General features: G+C 72.9%; 13 protein-coding genes and 1 pseudogene. 6 read left to right on the top strand and 8 right to left on the bottom strand.

Annotated features, from left to right (window positions below):
- Positions 1-134 precede the first annotated feature (134 nt).
- Both ACFYZB_RS25455 and ACFYZB_RS25450 read right to left on the bottom strand, forming a co-directional pair.
- Positions 135-833 (bottom strand): hypothetical protein, encoded by a 699-nt coding sequence (locus ACFYZB_RS25455; RefSeq protein WP_388762722.1) that lies wholly within the window; start codon positions 831-833, stop codon positions 135-137.
- A gap of 511 nt (positions 834-1,344) precedes the next feature.
- Positions 1,345-1,950, bottom strand: coding sequence for a hypothetical protein (locus tag ACFYZB_RS25450; RefSeq protein WP_388762720.1), 606 nt, complete (start codon positions 1,948-1,950; stop codon positions 1,345-1,347).
- A gap of 407 nt (positions 1,951-2,357) precedes the next feature.
- Between ACFYZB_RS25450 and ACFYZB_RS25445 the strand changes: the two genes are divergently transcribed.
- Positions 2,358-2,852 carry a pyridoxamine 5'-phosphate oxidase family protein gene (locus ACFYZB_RS25445; protein ID WP_388762719.1) on the top strand — a complete coding sequence of 165 codons (495 nt, stop codon included), beginning with the start codon at positions 2,358-2,360 and terminating at the stop codon, positions 2,850-2,852.
- 99 nt (positions 2,853-2,951) lie between these two features.
- Here ACFYZB_RS25445 and ACFYZB_RS25440 read toward each other — a convergent pair whose 3' ends face one another.
- Together ACFYZB_RS25440 and ACFYZB_RS25435 are read right to left on the bottom strand one after the other, a co-directional pair.
- Positions 2,952-3,701: a TIGR03943 family putative permease subunit gene (locus ACFYZB_RS25440; RefSeq protein WP_388762717.1), complete on the bottom strand. Its 750-nt coding sequence runs from the start codon at positions 3,699-3,701 to the stop codon at positions 2,952-2,954.
- Positions 3,698-4,738: a permease gene (locus ACFYZB_RS25435; protein WP_388762715.1), complete on the bottom strand. Its 1,041-nt coding sequence runs from the start codon at positions 4,736-4,738 to the stop codon at positions 3,698-3,700. The genes ACFYZB_RS25440 and ACFYZB_RS25435 overlap by 4 nt, the downstream gene beginning before the upstream one ends.
- A 204-nt stretch (positions 4,739-4,942) precedes the next feature.
- Between ACFYZB_RS25435 and ACFYZB_RS25430 the strand changes: the two genes are divergently transcribed.
- The gene (locus ACFYZB_RS25430) at positions 4,943-5,761 is read left to right on the top strand and encodes a serine hydrolase (protein ID WP_388762713.1); all 819 of its coding nucleotides are present in this window, start codon (positions 4,943-4,945) and stop codon (positions 5,759-5,761) included.
- A 13-nt stretch (positions 5,762-5,774) separates the two neighbouring features.
- Here ACFYZB_RS25430 and ACFYZB_RS25425 read toward each other — a convergent pair whose 3' ends face one another.
- Positions 5,775-7,313 carry a nitrilase-related carbon-nitrogen hydrolase gene (locus ACFYZB_RS25425; RefSeq protein ID WP_388762710.1) on the bottom strand — a complete coding sequence of 513 codons (1,539 nt, stop codon included), beginning with the start codon at positions 7,311-7,313 and terminating at the stop codon, positions 5,775-5,777.
- Between the two features lie 137 nt (positions 7,314-7,450).
- On the opposite strand from ACFYZB_RS25425, the gene ACFYZB_RS25420 reads away from it, so the two are divergent.
- From ACFYZB_RS25420 to ACFYZB_RS25410, 3 genes are all read left to right on the top strand, one after another.
- Positions 7,451-8,677: a sensor histidine kinase gene (locus ACFYZB_RS25420; protein WP_388762707.1), complete on the top strand. Its 1,227-nt coding sequence runs from the start codon at positions 7,451-7,453 to the stop codon at positions 8,675-8,677.
- On the top strand, positions 8,674-9,366 hold the full coding sequence (locus tag ACFYZB_RS25415) for a response regulator (RefSeq protein ID WP_388762705.1): 693 nt from the start codon (positions 8,674-8,676) through the stop codon (positions 9,364-9,366). Before ACFYZB_RS25420 ends, ACFYZB_RS25415 begins: the two co-directional genes overlap by 4 nt.
- 128 nt (positions 9,367-9,494) lie before the next feature.
- The gene (locus tag ACFYZB_RS25410; RefSeq protein ID WP_351210134.1) at positions 9,495-9,725 is read left to right on the top strand and encodes a helix-turn-helix transcriptional regulator; all 231 of its coding nucleotides are present in this window, start codon (positions 9,495-9,497) and stop codon (positions 9,723-9,725) included.
- Between the two features lie 109 nt (positions 9,726-9,834).
- Here ACFYZB_RS25410 and ACFYZB_RS25405 read toward each other — a convergent pair whose 3' ends face one another.
- Positions 9,835-11,640, bottom strand: coding sequence for an alkaline phosphatase family protein (locus ACFYZB_RS25405; protein ID WP_388762702.1), 1,806 nt, complete (start codon positions 11,638-11,640; stop codon positions 9,835-9,837).
- A gap of 248 nt (positions 11,641-11,888) precedes the next feature.
- Between ACFYZB_RS25405 and ACFYZB_RS25400 the strand changes: the two genes are divergently transcribed.
- The gene (locus ACFYZB_RS25400; RefSeq protein ID WP_388762700.1) at positions 11,889-12,302 is read left to right on the top strand and encodes an SRPBCC family protein; all 414 of its coding nucleotides are present in this window, start codon (positions 11,889-11,891) and stop codon (positions 12,300-12,302) included.
- A gap of 26 nt (positions 12,303-12,328) precedes the next feature.
- Here ACFYZB_RS25400 and ACFYZB_RS25395 read toward each other — a convergent pair whose 3' ends face one another.
- Together ACFYZB_RS25395 and ACFYZB_RS25390 are read right to left on the bottom strand one after the other, a co-directional pair.
- A complete protein-coding gene (locus ACFYZB_RS25395; RefSeq protein WP_388762697.1) occupies positions 12,329-13,903 on the bottom strand; it encodes a hypothetical protein in 1,575 nt (524 codons plus the stop codon).
- 133 nt (positions 13,904-14,036) lie between these two features.
- Positions 14,037-14,121: pseudogene (locus ACFYZB_RS25390) on the bottom strand (IS5/IS1182 family transposase); the annotation flags it as partial.

Below are 14,121 nucleotides of genomic sequence, written 5' to 3'. Positions count from 1 at the left end.
GCCGTGCGATCAGCTCGGCGCCGCTCGTCCGCCGCCCCACGCCCGCGCTGACGCCGGCCGCGCCCGGACATCGCCCCGGCGTGTCGCCGCGCTCCGCGCTCCGCCGCCGTACGTGCGCGACTGGCCTTCCGTCCTCACGACGGTGGGGCCGGCGCTGTGGGCGGCGGCCACCGGGGCCGTCCTGTCGGGGACATTCTCGGCCGACTCCCTTGGTGTGCACCCTCAGGCCGGCCGTCGCGAGGCGCCGCCAGGCGATGACCGCTGCACCCGGGCATGTCGTCGTCCCAGGTGGCCACGAGCGCCCCGGCCTCGGAGAAGGCCGCGGCGGTGACGGCGGGTCGGTGGGTTCGCTGGATGTCCCGGTGTGCCGCGGCCGTTGCCAGGGCCGGCTGGATCGCCGGGACCGCCGGGGCCGCCGGCAGGGACGCCTCCAGTTCCAGCTCGGCGAGGGTCACGTCGACGGCGGCGACGAAGGTCGTCAACAGCCGCAGTTCGCCGCACGAGGAGGACACGCGCAGCGGCACCGCAGAAGCCGAGGTGATCGGCGGACGGCCCCAATCCCGGTATGTATGTGCCGAGTTCGTCCCGTAGCTCGGGCAGATGGCCGAGGCGGCCAGGATGTGCCGGGGCCACTCGGCGAGATTGCCGATGCGCGGGGCCAGACCCTGCGGATGCAGTGCGAGCCGGTGGACATTCCTCCCGGGGCCGACGCGTTCCGGGGCGGCGCCCTCGGTGAGCACGTCCAACGTGTCGTTCGCGGCGACCAGATCACCGCGCCGGTCCACGACCAGCGCCGGAGCCGGGTCCGCCGAGCAGGTACGCGCACGGCTCACCCCGTTCGTCGAGGCCGGGGCGGTGCCGGTCGAGTAGGTACAGCCGTCGACGTGCGACGAGAAGTCGAGCCCTCAGGTGAGCCGGATCCGGAGGGTCGCCGCGGGACGGCAGGCTGAGCGCACGGTGGGTCTCTCCTGAAGGCGTGCCGGCCGTGCCCCACTCCGGGGAGTACGACGCGGAGGGCCGCAGGGCCTGGTGGGACGGCGGGTTCCGTGGTGTGCTGGTAACGGCGGGAAGGACCGAGAACAGACGCGGAGAAGCGGCCGGCAGCCGTGCACCGCGCAATCCGGATCCGCGAGAAGCGGGTGGCCCTTCCCGCCCTGTCGTCGTGTCTCACCCGTCCCGTCCCACCCGTTCCGACTCCCCGCACCGGCCGCACCGCGCATCCGGCGCCTGGGCATGCAACAGAAGCCCCTGAGCGACGGCCGGATGCGGCGCCCTCCGTCCACCGGAGCCCAGCGCCGACGGCGCCCCCTGCACGGAGCGGGATGGTGGCTCGACGTCGCCTGCTCAGCCTCGTCCGCCGCCGCTGAAGTTCCCCCAGCGGGGGCCGATCTGCTTCCACTCCTCGTCCCACTCGGCCATGCGCCGCTTGATCAGCCGGCTGCGGACCACCCAGCCCGCGCCCCAGACCGCCGCGCCGGCGGACGGGGCGACCAGGACTCCGGTGAGGGCCGCCTGGAGATCGGCCGCGGCGCCGGTGACGGGCGCGGAGACCACGTGGCCCGCGCGGTTGGTCCACACGGTCACCTGTGATCCGGTGGGGGCGCCCGGGGAGACCTTCGCGCGGTCGGTGTGCACGGTGCCGTGGACGTCCGTCCAGCGCACGGTTGCCCACACCCGCCCGTCGTCGTAGCCGGTCCCGGAGGCCGGGGTCGGCGCCGCGTCGTCGGTGAGCACGGCGGACAGGGAGTGCACCTGGGCCTGCCGGGCGGAGAACGCCGCGCCGGCGGTCTGGGCCGCCATGAGACCGGCCACGGCTCCGCCGAGGACGGCGAGCACCCAGGTCACGAGGACGATCCAGGCCTCGACGACGTCGCTGTGCCGCCTGAGCGGATTGCGTCGCCAGCGCCACAGCCGTACGTGGCCGACCGCCGTGGGAGGTGTCCGGTTCATCGTCACCGCCTCCTCTCGCACACCGGCGGCTCAGCCGCACCCACTCCACGTACCCCTCGCCGGGCAGGATCGCGCCGGGCGGGCGGCGAGCGGGCTCGGGGCGGTCTCCCGGACCCGGCCGTCGAGTGTCACGACACCATCGTGCACCTCAAACCGGGATGTCGGCGGGGTGAGTGCCGAAGAGGCGCACGACGACTTCCCGCCCGCCCCTGTTGACCGGCGGAATCGGGCCGTCCGGCCCTGCCGCCGTGGGCCGAAGGACACTGTGTGGACGGCGTGGGTCGGGTGACAGTGGGGGCAGGAGCGGCACCTGTTCCCCCACGGTGTCGCTCCGTCCCCGCATGGTCGCCGCGCACCGGGGGCCCTGTGAAGCCGGCGAGAGTCCCACACCCGCGAAGAAGCCAGCCATGATCCGTGACAGCTCGCCCGTGCACCGGCGCGTCGACCTCGACCGGGTGGAGGCGCTGCGGTTGCTGGACAGCGTGTCCCTCGGGCGGATCGTCTTCACCCGGCAGGCCCTTCCCGCGGTGCGCCCGGTCAGTCATGTCCTCGACGGCGGCGACATCGTGATCCGCACCCACGAGGGCGCGGCGCTGACCGCGCACCCGCAGCAGGCCGGCGACGAGGGTGTGGTGGTCGCCTACGAGGCCGACGCGATCGACCCGGACACCCATCTCGGCTGGAGCGTGGTGGTCACGGGCTGCGCCCGGCTCGTCACGGACCCCGCGGACCTGGCCCGGGTCCGGGCGCTGCTCGCCCCCTGGGCACCGCAGGAGGGTGGGGACCACGCCGTGCGCATCCGCCCCTGGCTGGTGACGGGCGTGCTCCTCACCGGCACACCGGCCGTGCCCGCGAAGGGCTCCGCCCGGCCGGCCCCTCACACGCCGGGGTCGTACCGGTAGGAGCGGTGGCTCCGGTACGACCGCCAGGCCTTGTGACACCGGGCCCGCGCGACGCGTGTGGTCCCGCGCCCGCGACGCCGAACTCCCTGTTCGGCCTTGCTAGGACGGCGTGAGCGGCAGGTCGTCGGTGTAGGCGTTCACCGGCTGGGCGATGGGGCGGGTGTCCTTGGCGTCGAGGGCGGCCGGCGCGGTCCTGGTGCCTAGGGTGCCCCGGGGGTGCCAGGTGCCGGTCACCGCGAGCCAGGTGTTGGCGGGCGGGGCCCCGGCGCCGTACACGTGGATCTTGACGGTCTGGGAGTCCGCCGCGCAGCACGTGAAGATGATGCGGGTCAGGTACCAGCCGGCGCCGTCCCCGGCCGGGGTGACGAAGCCGGTGAGCCGGACGAGCCGGCTCTTGATGGCCCGGCTGGGGTCCTGTTGGACTCGCTTGGTGAACTCGGTCAGGGTCAGGGGCAGCGGTGAGGTCGCGGGCAGCGGGGCGAATCCTTTCTGCACAGCGACCGGCTTGGCGTTCGAGCGTGCCGCGGTGTACGCGCCGAGGGCGGGCGGCGCGTAGCAGAGCAGGCTGATCGCCGGGAGGAACAGCAGCCAGGCGATGCGCGGGGCGCCGGTGTGGCCGTGACCGTGATGCTCAGGGTCGGATTCGTGGTCGTCGTGGGCGGTGTGCTCCGGTCCGCCCCGTGCGGCCGCCGCGGCCAGGCCGAGCAGCAGCAGGACCACGCCGGAGGTGATCAGTACAGGCCGCAGACCGGCCTTGACGTAGCGCAGATAGGTGTCGGTGAAGAGGGCCGTGTGCAGCAGCCCGATGCCGGTCAGGGTCAGGAGCAGGATCTGGACCGGGCGTTTCACAGCAGCGCACCTCCGATCAGGACGCTCGCGGCGACCGCCACGAGGGTGGTGGCCGTGGAGAACCGCCAGGCGAAGGCCCGCCCGAAGGTGCCCGCCTGAAGGGCGATCAGCTTCAGGTCGACCATCGGGCCGACCACCATGAACGCGAGCCGGGCTGCCGGGGAGAACCCGCTCAGCGAGGCGGCGACGAAGGCGTCGGCCTCCGAGCAGACCGCCAGCAGCACGGCAAGCCCGGCCAGGAACAGCACCGACAGCCAGGGTGAGCCGGAGAAGGCGTCGAGCACGGTGCGCGGCACCGCGACGTTGAAGGTGGCGGCGGCCATGGCACCGAGGACGAGGAAGCCGCCCGCGTGCAGGAAGTCGTGCTGGAAGCCCAGCCGGAACTCGTTCCAGCGGCCGCGGCCGTGCCGGTGGCCGGTGTGCCGGTGCCGCAGGACCGGCCGCAGCCACTCCTCCCTGCCCAGCCAGAGCCACAGCCAGCCCATCACGGCCGCCGTGGCGAGGGAGGCGAGCAGCCGGGCGGCGACCATCGCGGGGTTGCCCGGGAAGGCGACGGCGGTGGCGGTCAGCACGACGGGGTTGATGGCGGGCGCGGAGAGCAGGAAGGCGAAGGCGGCGGCCGGGGTGACGCCGCGTCGGATCAGGCTGTGGGCGACCGGCACGGAGGCGCACTCACACCCCGGCAGCACCGCCCCCGCGGCACCGGCGACGGGAACGGCGAGGGCGGGCCGCTTCGGCAGGACCTTGGTGAACAGGTCGGCCGGCACGAAGGCGTTGATCGCGCCCGACAGGGCGGTGCCGAGGAGCAGGAAGGGCAGTGCCTGGACGGTGATGGCCAGGCACACGGTGCGCCAGGCCTGGACTGCGGGCTGGTTGAGCCACCGGGTTCCGGCGAGGATGAACACGGTGACGGCACCGAGCGTGATCACCAGGGCGGCACCGAGTGGCCACGGCCGGATGCGGCGCACGGACGGCGAACCGGCGGGGACGACCGTCACGCCCCCGGCCACGCCAACCAGTTCATCCGTTTTTTCCATGATCGCTCCGGATGTCGGTGTCTGGCCGACGATAAGCGAGGCATGCGCCCCGCGAGGCGCGTACACGCCGCCGCACGACCGACCCGGATGCCGCGATGCGTCCCATTGGCGGTGCCGGTGGGCCTTCCCGCACTGCGCCACGAACCTGCCCGAAGGTGACCGCTGCCACGCCGTCGGGCGCACGTTCTGTCTCCGTTCGACGGCATGCCGTCTCACCCCTCCCCTGCCACCGCACGCACGCGGGCCGGCGCTCTGCCGGTCTCTGTCGCGGCCCTCGTCTCCCTCGGCGCCCTGCACCCGGCACCGGCCGCCTCCTCCCCGGCCCCTCCCCGCATGCCACGGCCGCCGTGCTCGACCTGGACGGAGCCGGCCGCACCCCGGTGGTGCACGGGCAGGGACGGCGCGTACGACACCGCCGGCATCGTCAAGGTCGACATCCTCGCGGCGTTGCTGCTCCGGGCACAGGACGCGGGACACGGGCTCACCGCCGAGGAGCGCGGCCGTGCCGAGCCGATGATCGAGCGCAGCGACAACTCGTCGGCCGACGCGCTCTGGCGCCGGATCGGCAGGGCCTCCGGGCCGGCGGCGGCCAACAAGCGGCTGGGGCTGACCTCGACCACGGGCGGTCCGGGCGTGAAGTGGGGACCGACCCGGACGACCGCGCGTGACCGGATACGGCTGCTGAGGACCGTGTGCGACGACGACACGGCGGCGAAGCCCGGCTCCACCGCGAAGTCCGCCGCCCTGAACGCGCAGTCCCGGACCTGTATCCGCACCCTCATGGGCCAGGTCGTCCCCGAGCAGACCTGGGGAGTGCCGGCCGCCGACGGCTCCGGCTCCCCGCGGGCGCTGAAGAACGGCTGGCTGCAGCGGAACACCTCCGGCCTCTGGAACGTCGACAGCGTCGGCCAGGTCACCGTGAAGGGGCACCATTGCCTCATGGCGGTGCTGTCGAACGGCAGCGCCTCGATGAGTGACGGGATCTCCCTGGTGGAGCGGACGGCACGCCGGGCCGTCGCCTGAGCCCGGCCCGTCGTCACCCGTCCGCCGGACGCCGGGGGCGGACGAGTGCGGTGACGGTGAGCGCCGCCAGAGCGCCCAGACAGAGCCAGGCGAAGGTGTCGCCGACGCGGTCGTAGACCGTGGTGACGCCCCGCACGGGCACGAAGGCGACCATGGTCTGACGGCCGGTCGCGAAGTAGTCGGCGGTGGCGAGTACGTGGCCCTGGTCGTCGTACGCGGCGGAGACGCCCTCCGCGTCCTGGCGGATCAGGGAGTAGCCGCCCTCGACGGCTGCCGACGCCGCCTTGTCGGTGTGTGCGGCACCGTACTCCTTCCAGTCGTGCGCGGGCACGAGCATGATGTCGGCCCGCGCGCGCATCAGGGCCGGGAAGTCGGCGTCGTAGCAGATGACGTCGGCGAGCCGGCCGTACGGGGTGCGCACGACCGGGACATGGCCGTCGCCGGGTGTGAAGCGCTCCGAGCCGGGGATGGGGTGGGCCTTCTGGTAGGTCCACAGCACGGTGCCGCGGGGGTCGATGAGCATCGCCTCGTCCCGGCCGTAGGCAGGCGCGGCGGTGCTGTAGACGCGGACTCCGATCTCCAGGTAGACGCCCGAGCTGCGGGCCTGTGCCCGGGCGGCGGCGACGGCGGCGGGCTCCTGCCGCTCCTGGGTCCTGACGGCTTCCTCGGGCCAGATCACGATCTTCGCGCCGGCGGCGGCCTCACGGCGGGTCGCGGCCAGCAGGTCGTTCTCGACCGCGGTCATGGCAGGCCGCACCGCGTCGGCGGGTGCCGCCGCGACGCCGCCCCGGCCGTCGGCGAATCGGGCGAGTGTGGTCTGCAGCCGCTGCGTCACGGTGCGGGAGGGACTGACGCCGGCGATCCGTACGGTCGTGCCCTGCGGCGGGAGGAAGGCGAGCCGGGCGCCGCCGGCGAGCAGGACGCTCAGCAGGACGGCGGTGCAGGCGAGGCCGCCGCGCCAGGAGGGACGGTCCCAGACGCGGTTGGCCGTGCTCGCGACGTAACCGATGAGGAAGCCGATGCCCCAGGGGCCGGTGACCGAGACGACCTGGAGGAGGGGCAGTGCCGAGTGCTGAGTGACGGCCAGGGAGCCGTAGGCCGTGCCGAACGGGGACAGCAGAGTGATCAGGAACTCGGCGGCGGCGACACCGGCCGGGAAGACCAGGGCGGCCGGTGCGGGTCGCAGCCGGTGCGCCAGCAGTCTGTCGGCCAGGAAGGGCAGTGTCTGCAGGGCGGCCAGGGCGAGGGCCCCGGCGAACACCACGGCGTTGAAGCCGATCGCCGACTCCTGGACCCAGAAGACGGCGGCGCCGAGGTGCGCCAGCCAGATCCACAGCGCTCCGGACCAGGCGCGGCCGAGCCGGCTGAAGCGCAGGAGCAGGACGGGGAAGATCCAGGCGGCGGCCTCGATGTCCCACCGGCCGCCGACCGCGAGGAGCATCGCGCCGGTACCGAGCGCCAGCAGGGGCCAGGTGCGCCGGTGGGCGCGTGCCGGACGCGCGGGAGGTTGCTGCGTCGGGTGGGGTGGTGCCGGTACGGCTGTGTTCGTCATGCCCGGGACGCTAGGGCGGCCGGACCCGGCCGCACCTCGGCCCCGGTGCCGATCCTCGGCTCGGTGACGCATCTTTCGATGCGCGCCCGGCGGCGGATCCGCCGCGCCCTGCGGGTCGTCTAGCCTGACGGACCGATATGAGCGCCCAGGTGAACGTCCTGCCCCGAGCCGCACAGCGGTGGCTCGCCGACCGACCGCGTCTGACGGACGCGTTGTGGGTCGGCGGCCTCACCCTGGTCGACATGACCACGGTGCTGGACCGAACACCCCGGCCGCCGGCGTGGGGGGTGGCCCTGTGGGGCGCGCAGACCCTGCCGCTGCTGTGGCGCCGGACGCGGCCGCGGACCGTACTCCTCGCGATGACCGCGCTGTACGTCCTGTTCCAGGCGCTCGACCCGATCCCGGGGAAGGTGCCGGGGCCGTTCCTGCTGATGCTCGGTGTCTATGCCGTGGCCCGGCACGCACCGGCGTCGGCGAGCGTGCCGCTCACCGTGTGCGGCCTGGCCACCACCGCCGTCACGGATGCCCTGACCGGAAACTGGCAGCCACCCCGTCCCGGCTCGCTGGAGCCGATCACCGTCACGACGTTCGTGTTCTTCTTCGCCCTGGCCTGGCTGCTGGGGTACGGGCGGCGCCGGATCGACGCAGACGCGGAACGCCTGAGCGAGCTCAACCGGCGGCTCACCGCCGAACAGGAGATCAACGCCCGGCAGGCGGTGCTGACCGAGCGGGCCCGGATCGCCCGGGACCTGCACGATGTCGTTGCCCACCACGTCAGCGCGATCGCCCTCCAGGCGCGCGCCGCCGAGGACGTGCTGACCTCCGGTCCGCCCGATGCGGGCGAGGCCGCGAAGGGTGTCGGTCTCATCGCACGGACCGCCGACACGGCGCTCACCGAGATGCGGCGGCTGCTCGGACTGCTGTCCTTCGGCGAGCGCGACCTCGCGCCCGAGCCGTCCCTGGACCACATCGACCTGCTCGTCGGTGTCGCGGCCTCGGCGGGGTGCCGCGTCAGCTGTGTCTCCGAGGTACCCGCGGGGAACGCGCTGCCGGCCGGGTTGCAGGTCTCGGCCTACCGGGTCGTCCAGGAGGCGCTGACCAACGTCGTCAAGCACGCCGGTCCCGTCGGCGTCCGCATCGCCGTACGCGGGGACGGGGCGCGGCTCACGATCGAGGTGGAGAACGACGCACCGGCCCCGGGGCACCGGCCGGTGCCCGGAGCCGGACGCGGGCTCGTCGGCATGCGGGAACGGGTGGCGGCCTTCGACGGCGAACTGTGCGCGGGGCCACGGCCGGACGGCGGCTGGTGTCTGCGCGCCGCCCTGTCCGCGCGGGGTCCCGCCCCGGCACGGGGGGACGGATGACCGTACGGGTGCTCGTCGTGGACGACCAGGAGATCGTGCGGACCGCACTGCGTCTCGTGATCGACCGCCGGGAAGGCCTCTCGGTCGTCGGAGAGGCGGCCGACGGCGAGCAGGCCGTCGCCCGGGCCGTGGCGCTGCGGCCGGACGTGGTGCTGATGGACGTACGGATGCCGGGCACGACCGGCGTCGAGGCGACCCGGCGGATCGTCCGGGACTGGCCCGGGCCGGGGCCGGTGCCGCGGGTGCTGGTGCTGACCACCTTCGACCTGGACGAGTACGTGCACGCGGCGCTGCGGGCCGGGGCCGTCGGCTTCCTGCTGAAGAACAGCCGGCCCGACCAGCTCACCGAGGCCATTCGTGCCGCGGCCGACGGCGAGTCCGTGCTCGCCCCGAGCGTCACCCGGCGCCTGATCGACACCGTCACCGCGCTGCCGCCCGCCCTCCTCTCCCCCGCGCCGGAGTCGTCATCGGAGGCCGCCGTGCTCACCGGGCGCGAGATCGAGGTCCTGGTGCTGGTCGCGCGGGGGCTGTCCAACGCACGGATCGCGGCGGACCTCGGGCTCAGCGAGGCGACCGTGAAGAGCCGGGTCAACCGCATCCTGACCCGGCTGGGTCTCGAAAACCGGGTCCAGGCGGCCCTGTTCGCCCATCGGGCCGGTCTGGCAGGACCGGGTCCAGAGGTGGTGTAAACCATTCCTCCTTCCCTGTGACACGCCTGTGACAGTCGGCGGACACCGTCATGAAATACAGCAACCAACCTGGAGGAACAAGGGCAAATCGCCCAAACGGTCAGAGGTCTCGCCCGGAGGACAGCCCCATGAGCGCCACTCTCGCCACTGCGCACACCGAAGCCCCGGCCCCCGCACTGGCTCCGCGCGAGCGGGAGACGCTCCGGCACATCGCCGCCGGCCGCACCTATCTCCAGACCGCCCGCCACATGGGACTGTCCACTCACACCGTGGACGCCTACCTGCGCCGCATCCGGGCCAAGCTGAACATCACCAACACCGCCGAGCTGACCCGCGTCGCCATCGCGCTGGGCATGTGATCGCCGGCCACGTGGGGACGGCGGAGGGGGGAGCGGCCCACGGAGTGGGGATCCGTGGGCCGCTCCGGCGGGCGGTGAGGACGTGCGGGTCCGTTCTCGTCGTGGCCGGTCAGCCGACCGTCAGGGAGAACGGTCCGGCGAGGACCGAGTAGCCGTCGTCGGCGAGGTAGTACACGTCGTACTTCCCCGCTCCGCTCAGTTTGCCGGTCGGGAAGGTCAGGGCACCGGCCGCGTTCGGTGCGTAGGACCAGGCCAGCGAGGACCGCTGACCCGGGGCGACGCCCGCCGGGTAGATGCCGATCCAGTTCTTGGCGTTCGCCTGGGACGCCGACGGCACCGAGTAGCGGAAGGTGACATTGCCGCCGTCGGAGACCGCGTTCAGGTCGCCGGTGAGCGTCGGCGTGCTCGCGGTGGACGGGGCGAACGCGGCGTTGAGCGGTGTCGCGTAGGTGTCGTTGGCGGTGAGGCCCGGCAGGCCGAGGGCGGCCTCGATGGTGCGGCCGATGCCGTAGTGGTCGTAGTGGAGCGGGCTGCTGGTGCCGGCCGGGACGGTGCCCTGGGAGCCGACGACCGTGGTGACCACGTGGTTGTAGGCCTCGCCCTCGCTCTCGTCCCAGGTCAGGATGAGCAGCGAGCGCTCCTGCGTCCAGGCCGGGGAGGCGAGGACCGGGGCGAGGGTCTGCTTCAGCCAGCCGTCCTGGGTCTTCAGGCTGGTGGCGTTGCCGTTTCCGGAGGCCTCGCCGTCGTAGTAGTCGTCGGCGGCGATCCAGGAGAAGTCCGGTGTGGTGGCCGCGGACTTGAGGTCGGTGGTGAGCTGCGTGGTGTCGAACAGGTGGGCGGCGCAGCGTGTGGCGTCACCGCTGATGTCGGTGTAGTTGATGAAGGGCGCGTCGTCGGGCTGGTAGTAACTGTCGTTGTTGTTCTTGGTGTTGCAGGGGGTGCCCATGCCCTGCTCGTAGGCCTTCCAGGTCTTGCCGGCCGCCTCCAGGGTGTCACCGAGGTTGCGCTCGGGAGAGTTGATGTTCGGGAAGTAGGTGGCGCCCTTGGTGTAGGTGTCGCCGCCGGCTATGGCGAGGTAGTTCTCGTCGCTCGGGTGGTAGACGCCGTGGAAGTCGGTGAGCGTGGCGCCCTGGGTCATGAGGCTGTGTATGTACGGCGTGTCCGCCTGGTCATTCATGACCTCGGAGTAGTCCGTGTTCTCCATCATGACCGTGAAGACGTGGTCGTAGCCGGGGACCTTGGAGACGGGCGGCGCGAGCGGCGCGGGCGCGGTGACCGGGGTGTCCAGGGTGAGGGAGAGGTTGTCGAGGTAGCCGGTCTCGCTGCTCGTGGACAGGAACTGCACCTCGACCTGGATGGAGCGGGTGCCGGCCGGGACCGCGCCGGTGGTGCTGCGCGAGAGGAACTTGGTGGCCAGGCCGCGGTCGCTCGCGGACACCGTGGGCAGCTTGGCGGCTGCGCCGACGGGGCTTCCCTTCGCGTCGTGGAAGTGCAGGCTGACCGCGACGTAGCCGCTGTAGGTGGTCCAGCCGCCCAGCCAGCCGGAGAGGTCGTAGTGCACTCCCCCGCCGTCGATGGCCGAGGCGGCCGAGGAGACGTCGACCGTCTGCGTCATCGCTCCGTCGCCGAAGTTGCCGGGCCCGAAGAACGCCTTGCCCGGGGTGTTGCCGTCGCTCGGCAGTCCGAAGGAGGCGACGCTGTGGCACATGACGTCCAGGCCGCCGGCCTCGGTGGTCCAGCCGGGGACCGTGGTGGCGGCGGCCCAGTCGCCGGTGCAGGTGCCGCCGCCCTCCGCATCGCCGTTGACGATCAGGTTGCCGCTGCTCCCGGCCGCCCCGGCGGGGGCGGGAGCGGCGACGATCAGCGCGCCGAGGAGAGCGATCAGCCCTCCGAGGGATCTCCAGCGCAGTCGCATGCGTGGTACCTCGTCCCGTTGGTGAGGATGCCGTGCGGGCGCCTGCCCGCTCGGCCTGACTGTGCACAACGAACGGGACATGAGTACTGGTCGTCACTGTCGAGCGGAAGAACCGCGACCAAACTTGACCAGACAAGTTCACGGCGTACATGGTCCGGATCGCAGCGCGGGCGGCGGTGGGCTTTTCGGCCGCCGCGGAAGGGGCACGCGGTCGGGGTACGACGTCCCGAGTGGAGGGCGGTGTCACCATGACCGAGTACGAATGGTCCCGCGCGATGCCCGCGCAGCCCGAGCAGGTCTTCGACCAGGCGGCCAACATGGGCCGGCTCGACGCATGGCTCCCCAACGCCCTGCACGTGGAGGTCGAGGAACCGCCCTCCGTCACGGTGCACGAGGACCGCTCGGGCCAGGACATGCCCGCCGTGCTGCGGGCCGAGCCCGACCAGATGCGCCTGGAGTGGGGCACCCGGGAGAAGGGCAGCTACACCGGCTGGCTGCAGGTGTCCGGGATCGGCAGCGGGGCCAGCGAGGTGACCGTGCACCTGTCGTTCTTCGACCCCGGTGACGATCCCGGTGAGGAGGCGGTGTTCGACGCCCTGGACGGCAGCCTGCGGCGCCTGGAGGAGCAGGTGCGCATGCGCGTCGACAACGCGGCCGGCTGAGGTGCCGGCTCCGTGCGGTGGCCCGGTCAGATACCGGATCCGAGCGTCTGGGTCGTGTAGGCGCACTCCGTGTAGATGTAGCCGGGCCGCAGGGTGGCCGTGTCCGAGGCCGGGGTCGCGGTGCTGCTGCCGATCGGCTTGTGCAGGAAGTAGGTGGTGCCCGCCGGGAGGCTGATGGTGCGCTGCGGGTAGTTCCTGCCGCTGTCGCTGCACGGCTTGAAGCCGGTCATCAGGGTGTCGGCGAGCGTGTACGCCTTGCAGTCGCCGCAGCCCTTGAGGGTGAGGCTGCCGGTGACGGGGCCGGTGTAGAGCACGATGATGTCGTGCGGGCTGTCGTTCTTCACCGTGACGGAGATGCTGCCGCCGGAGGCGGTGGTCGGCAGCTTCCTGCCGGCCTTCGGGAGCGTCTGGGCGACCTCGGCGGCTATGGCGATCTTCTGGGCGCGGGCCCGGTTCCTGTCGTTCGTGTTCCCGGAGACGAACTGTTCCATGGTCTTCTGGGCGGCCTCGAAGTCACCGTCCTCGTACTGCTGGACTCCGCAGGCGTACTCCCCCGCGTCGCCGCTCCGGCCGGCGCGGCCGGCGGCCTTGGCGAGCGTACCGTCCGCGTCCCCCGAGGACTTCGACAGGGCGCCGATCCGGGTGTCCAGGTCGCGCAACTGCGCGACGGCCGTGCAGGGTTCGCTTCCGCCGACGGCCTTCTCCGCGCGCTGCACGGCCGCGTCGACGGCGGGCGAGACCCTGGCCGCCGCCGCGGACCGCGGGAAGGTGTTCAGCAGGTCGTCGAAGCGGGCGTCCCAGTCCGTCCCGCCGGCGGTGAGGCGCTGGGACCCGCACTCGTACAGGGAGGTCGCCAGCCGGTCGTCCGGCCAGCGGGCCAGCGAGCCGAGCCGGTCCTTCGGCATGGTGCCGGGAACCGTGCGCAGGTACTTCAGCGGCTCGATGGCGCCGCAGTAGTCCCGGTGGCCGTACGGAGCGCCGACGGTCGTGTAGTAGGTCCGCAGGCTGTCGGGGAGCCGCCGGGCCGCGCGGGAGCCGGGGTGGTGCTCCGCGAGGTCGCGGTAGACCTCCAGCGCCGACCGGTAGTCCGACTCGGCGGAGGTGAACGGCCCCCGGCCGCTCGTCGCCACCAGGTGGTCGGCCTTGTCCAGGCGGTCGAGGAGCGCCTGTTCCACGGCCTCGTCATGGGCGTCCCGGTACCAGAGGGTGCCACCCGCGGGTACGGCGAGCAGCAGCACGCCCAGCAGCAGGGCGAGCGGCGCTCCGGCCGGGCGGGGGAGCCGGGTGCGCAGCCCGGCGAACCCGCCGTGGAGGGCGGCGAGCAGCAGGAGTACGGCGTAGCCGGCGAGGGCGGCGCCCGGGACGCCGTCGGCGTCGACGGGCACCGCCACGAGCAGCAGCACGGCGGTCGCCGTCCAGCACGCGGCCATGAGCACCCAGCGCCGCAGCAGCGCGTACCCGAGGCCGAGACCGCTCAGGTTGAGCAGGGCGACCGCGGCGGCGCGCCAGGCGTCCGGGGGCGCGGGTGGCGGGCTCGACGGCATGGGCGGCAGCGGCGGCCCCGCGAATCCCTGACTCGGACCGTACGGACTTCCGGACATGACCGCTCCCCCCGTCAGCAGCGCCCCCCATGGCTGCGGACCCGCAGTTTACGGCGGCGCGGGGCGGCCTGACAGCGGGTCGAACCGGGCCTATTTCATTGAGACTTGAACAGGCCATATATAAGAAGTCGTCTCATTTGGAGAGTCTGCGGTAGCAGATGAGGCTGCAGGCGATGGCGGTGAACGCCAGGAAGTGTTCGGCCTTGCGTTCGTAGCGG

Origin of the sequence: Streptomyces sp. NPDC001852 (assembly GCF_042891825.1) — a bacterium.
Lineage (GTDB): Bacteria > Actinomycetota > Actinomycetes > Streptomycetales > Streptomycetaceae > Streptomyces.
This window is presented reverse-complemented; position numbering and strand designations above follow the sequence as displayed.

Excerpts from the sequence above, each read along its gene's own strand:
- ACFYZB_RS25425 (WP_388762710.1), bottom strand. The coding sequence starts at position 7,313 with ATGACGAACACAGCCGTACCGGCACCACCCCACCCGACGCAGCAACCT.
- ACFYZB_RS25445 (WP_388762719.1), top strand. The coding sequence starts at position 2,358 with ATGATCCGTGACAGCTCGCCCGTGCACCGGCGCGTCGACCTCGACCGG.
- ACFYZB_RS25435 (WP_388762715.1), bottom strand. The coding sequence starts at position 4,738 with ATGGAAAAAACGGATGAACTGGTTGGCGTGGCCGGGGGCGTGACGGTC.
- ACFYZB_RS25400 (WP_388762700.1), top strand. The coding sequence starts at position 11,889 with ATGACCGAGTACGAATGGTCCCGCGCGATGCCCGCGCAGCCCGAGCAG.
- ACFYZB_RS25420 (WP_388762707.1), top strand. The coding sequence starts at position 7,451 with ATGAGCGCCCAGGTGAACGTCCTGCCCCGAGCCGCACAGCGGTGGCTC.
- ACFYZB_RS25395 (WP_388762697.1), bottom strand. The coding sequence starts at position 13,903 with ATGTCCGGAAGTCCGTACGGTCCGAGTCAGGGATTCGCGGGGCCGCCG.
- ACFYZB_RS25410 (WP_351210134.1), top strand. The coding sequence starts at position 9,495 with ATGAGCGCCACTCTCGCCACTGCGCACACCGAAGCCCCGGCCCCCGCA.
- ACFYZB_RS25415 (WP_388762705.1), top strand. The coding sequence starts at position 8,674 with ATGACCGTACGGGTGCTCGTCGTGGACGACCAGGAGATCGTGCGGACC.
- ACFYZB_RS25450 (WP_388762720.1), bottom strand. The coding sequence starts at position 1,950 with ATGAACCGGACACCTCCCACGGCGGTCGGCCACGTACGGCTGTGGCGC.
- ACFYZB_RS25430 (WP_388762713.1), top strand. The coding sequence starts at position 4,943 with ATGCCGTCTCACCCCTCCCCTGCCACCGCACGCACGCGGGCCGGCGCT.
- ACFYZB_RS25405 (WP_388762702.1), bottom strand. The coding sequence starts at position 11,640 with ATGCGACTGCGCTGGAGATCCCTCGGAGGGCTGATCGCTCTCCTCGGC.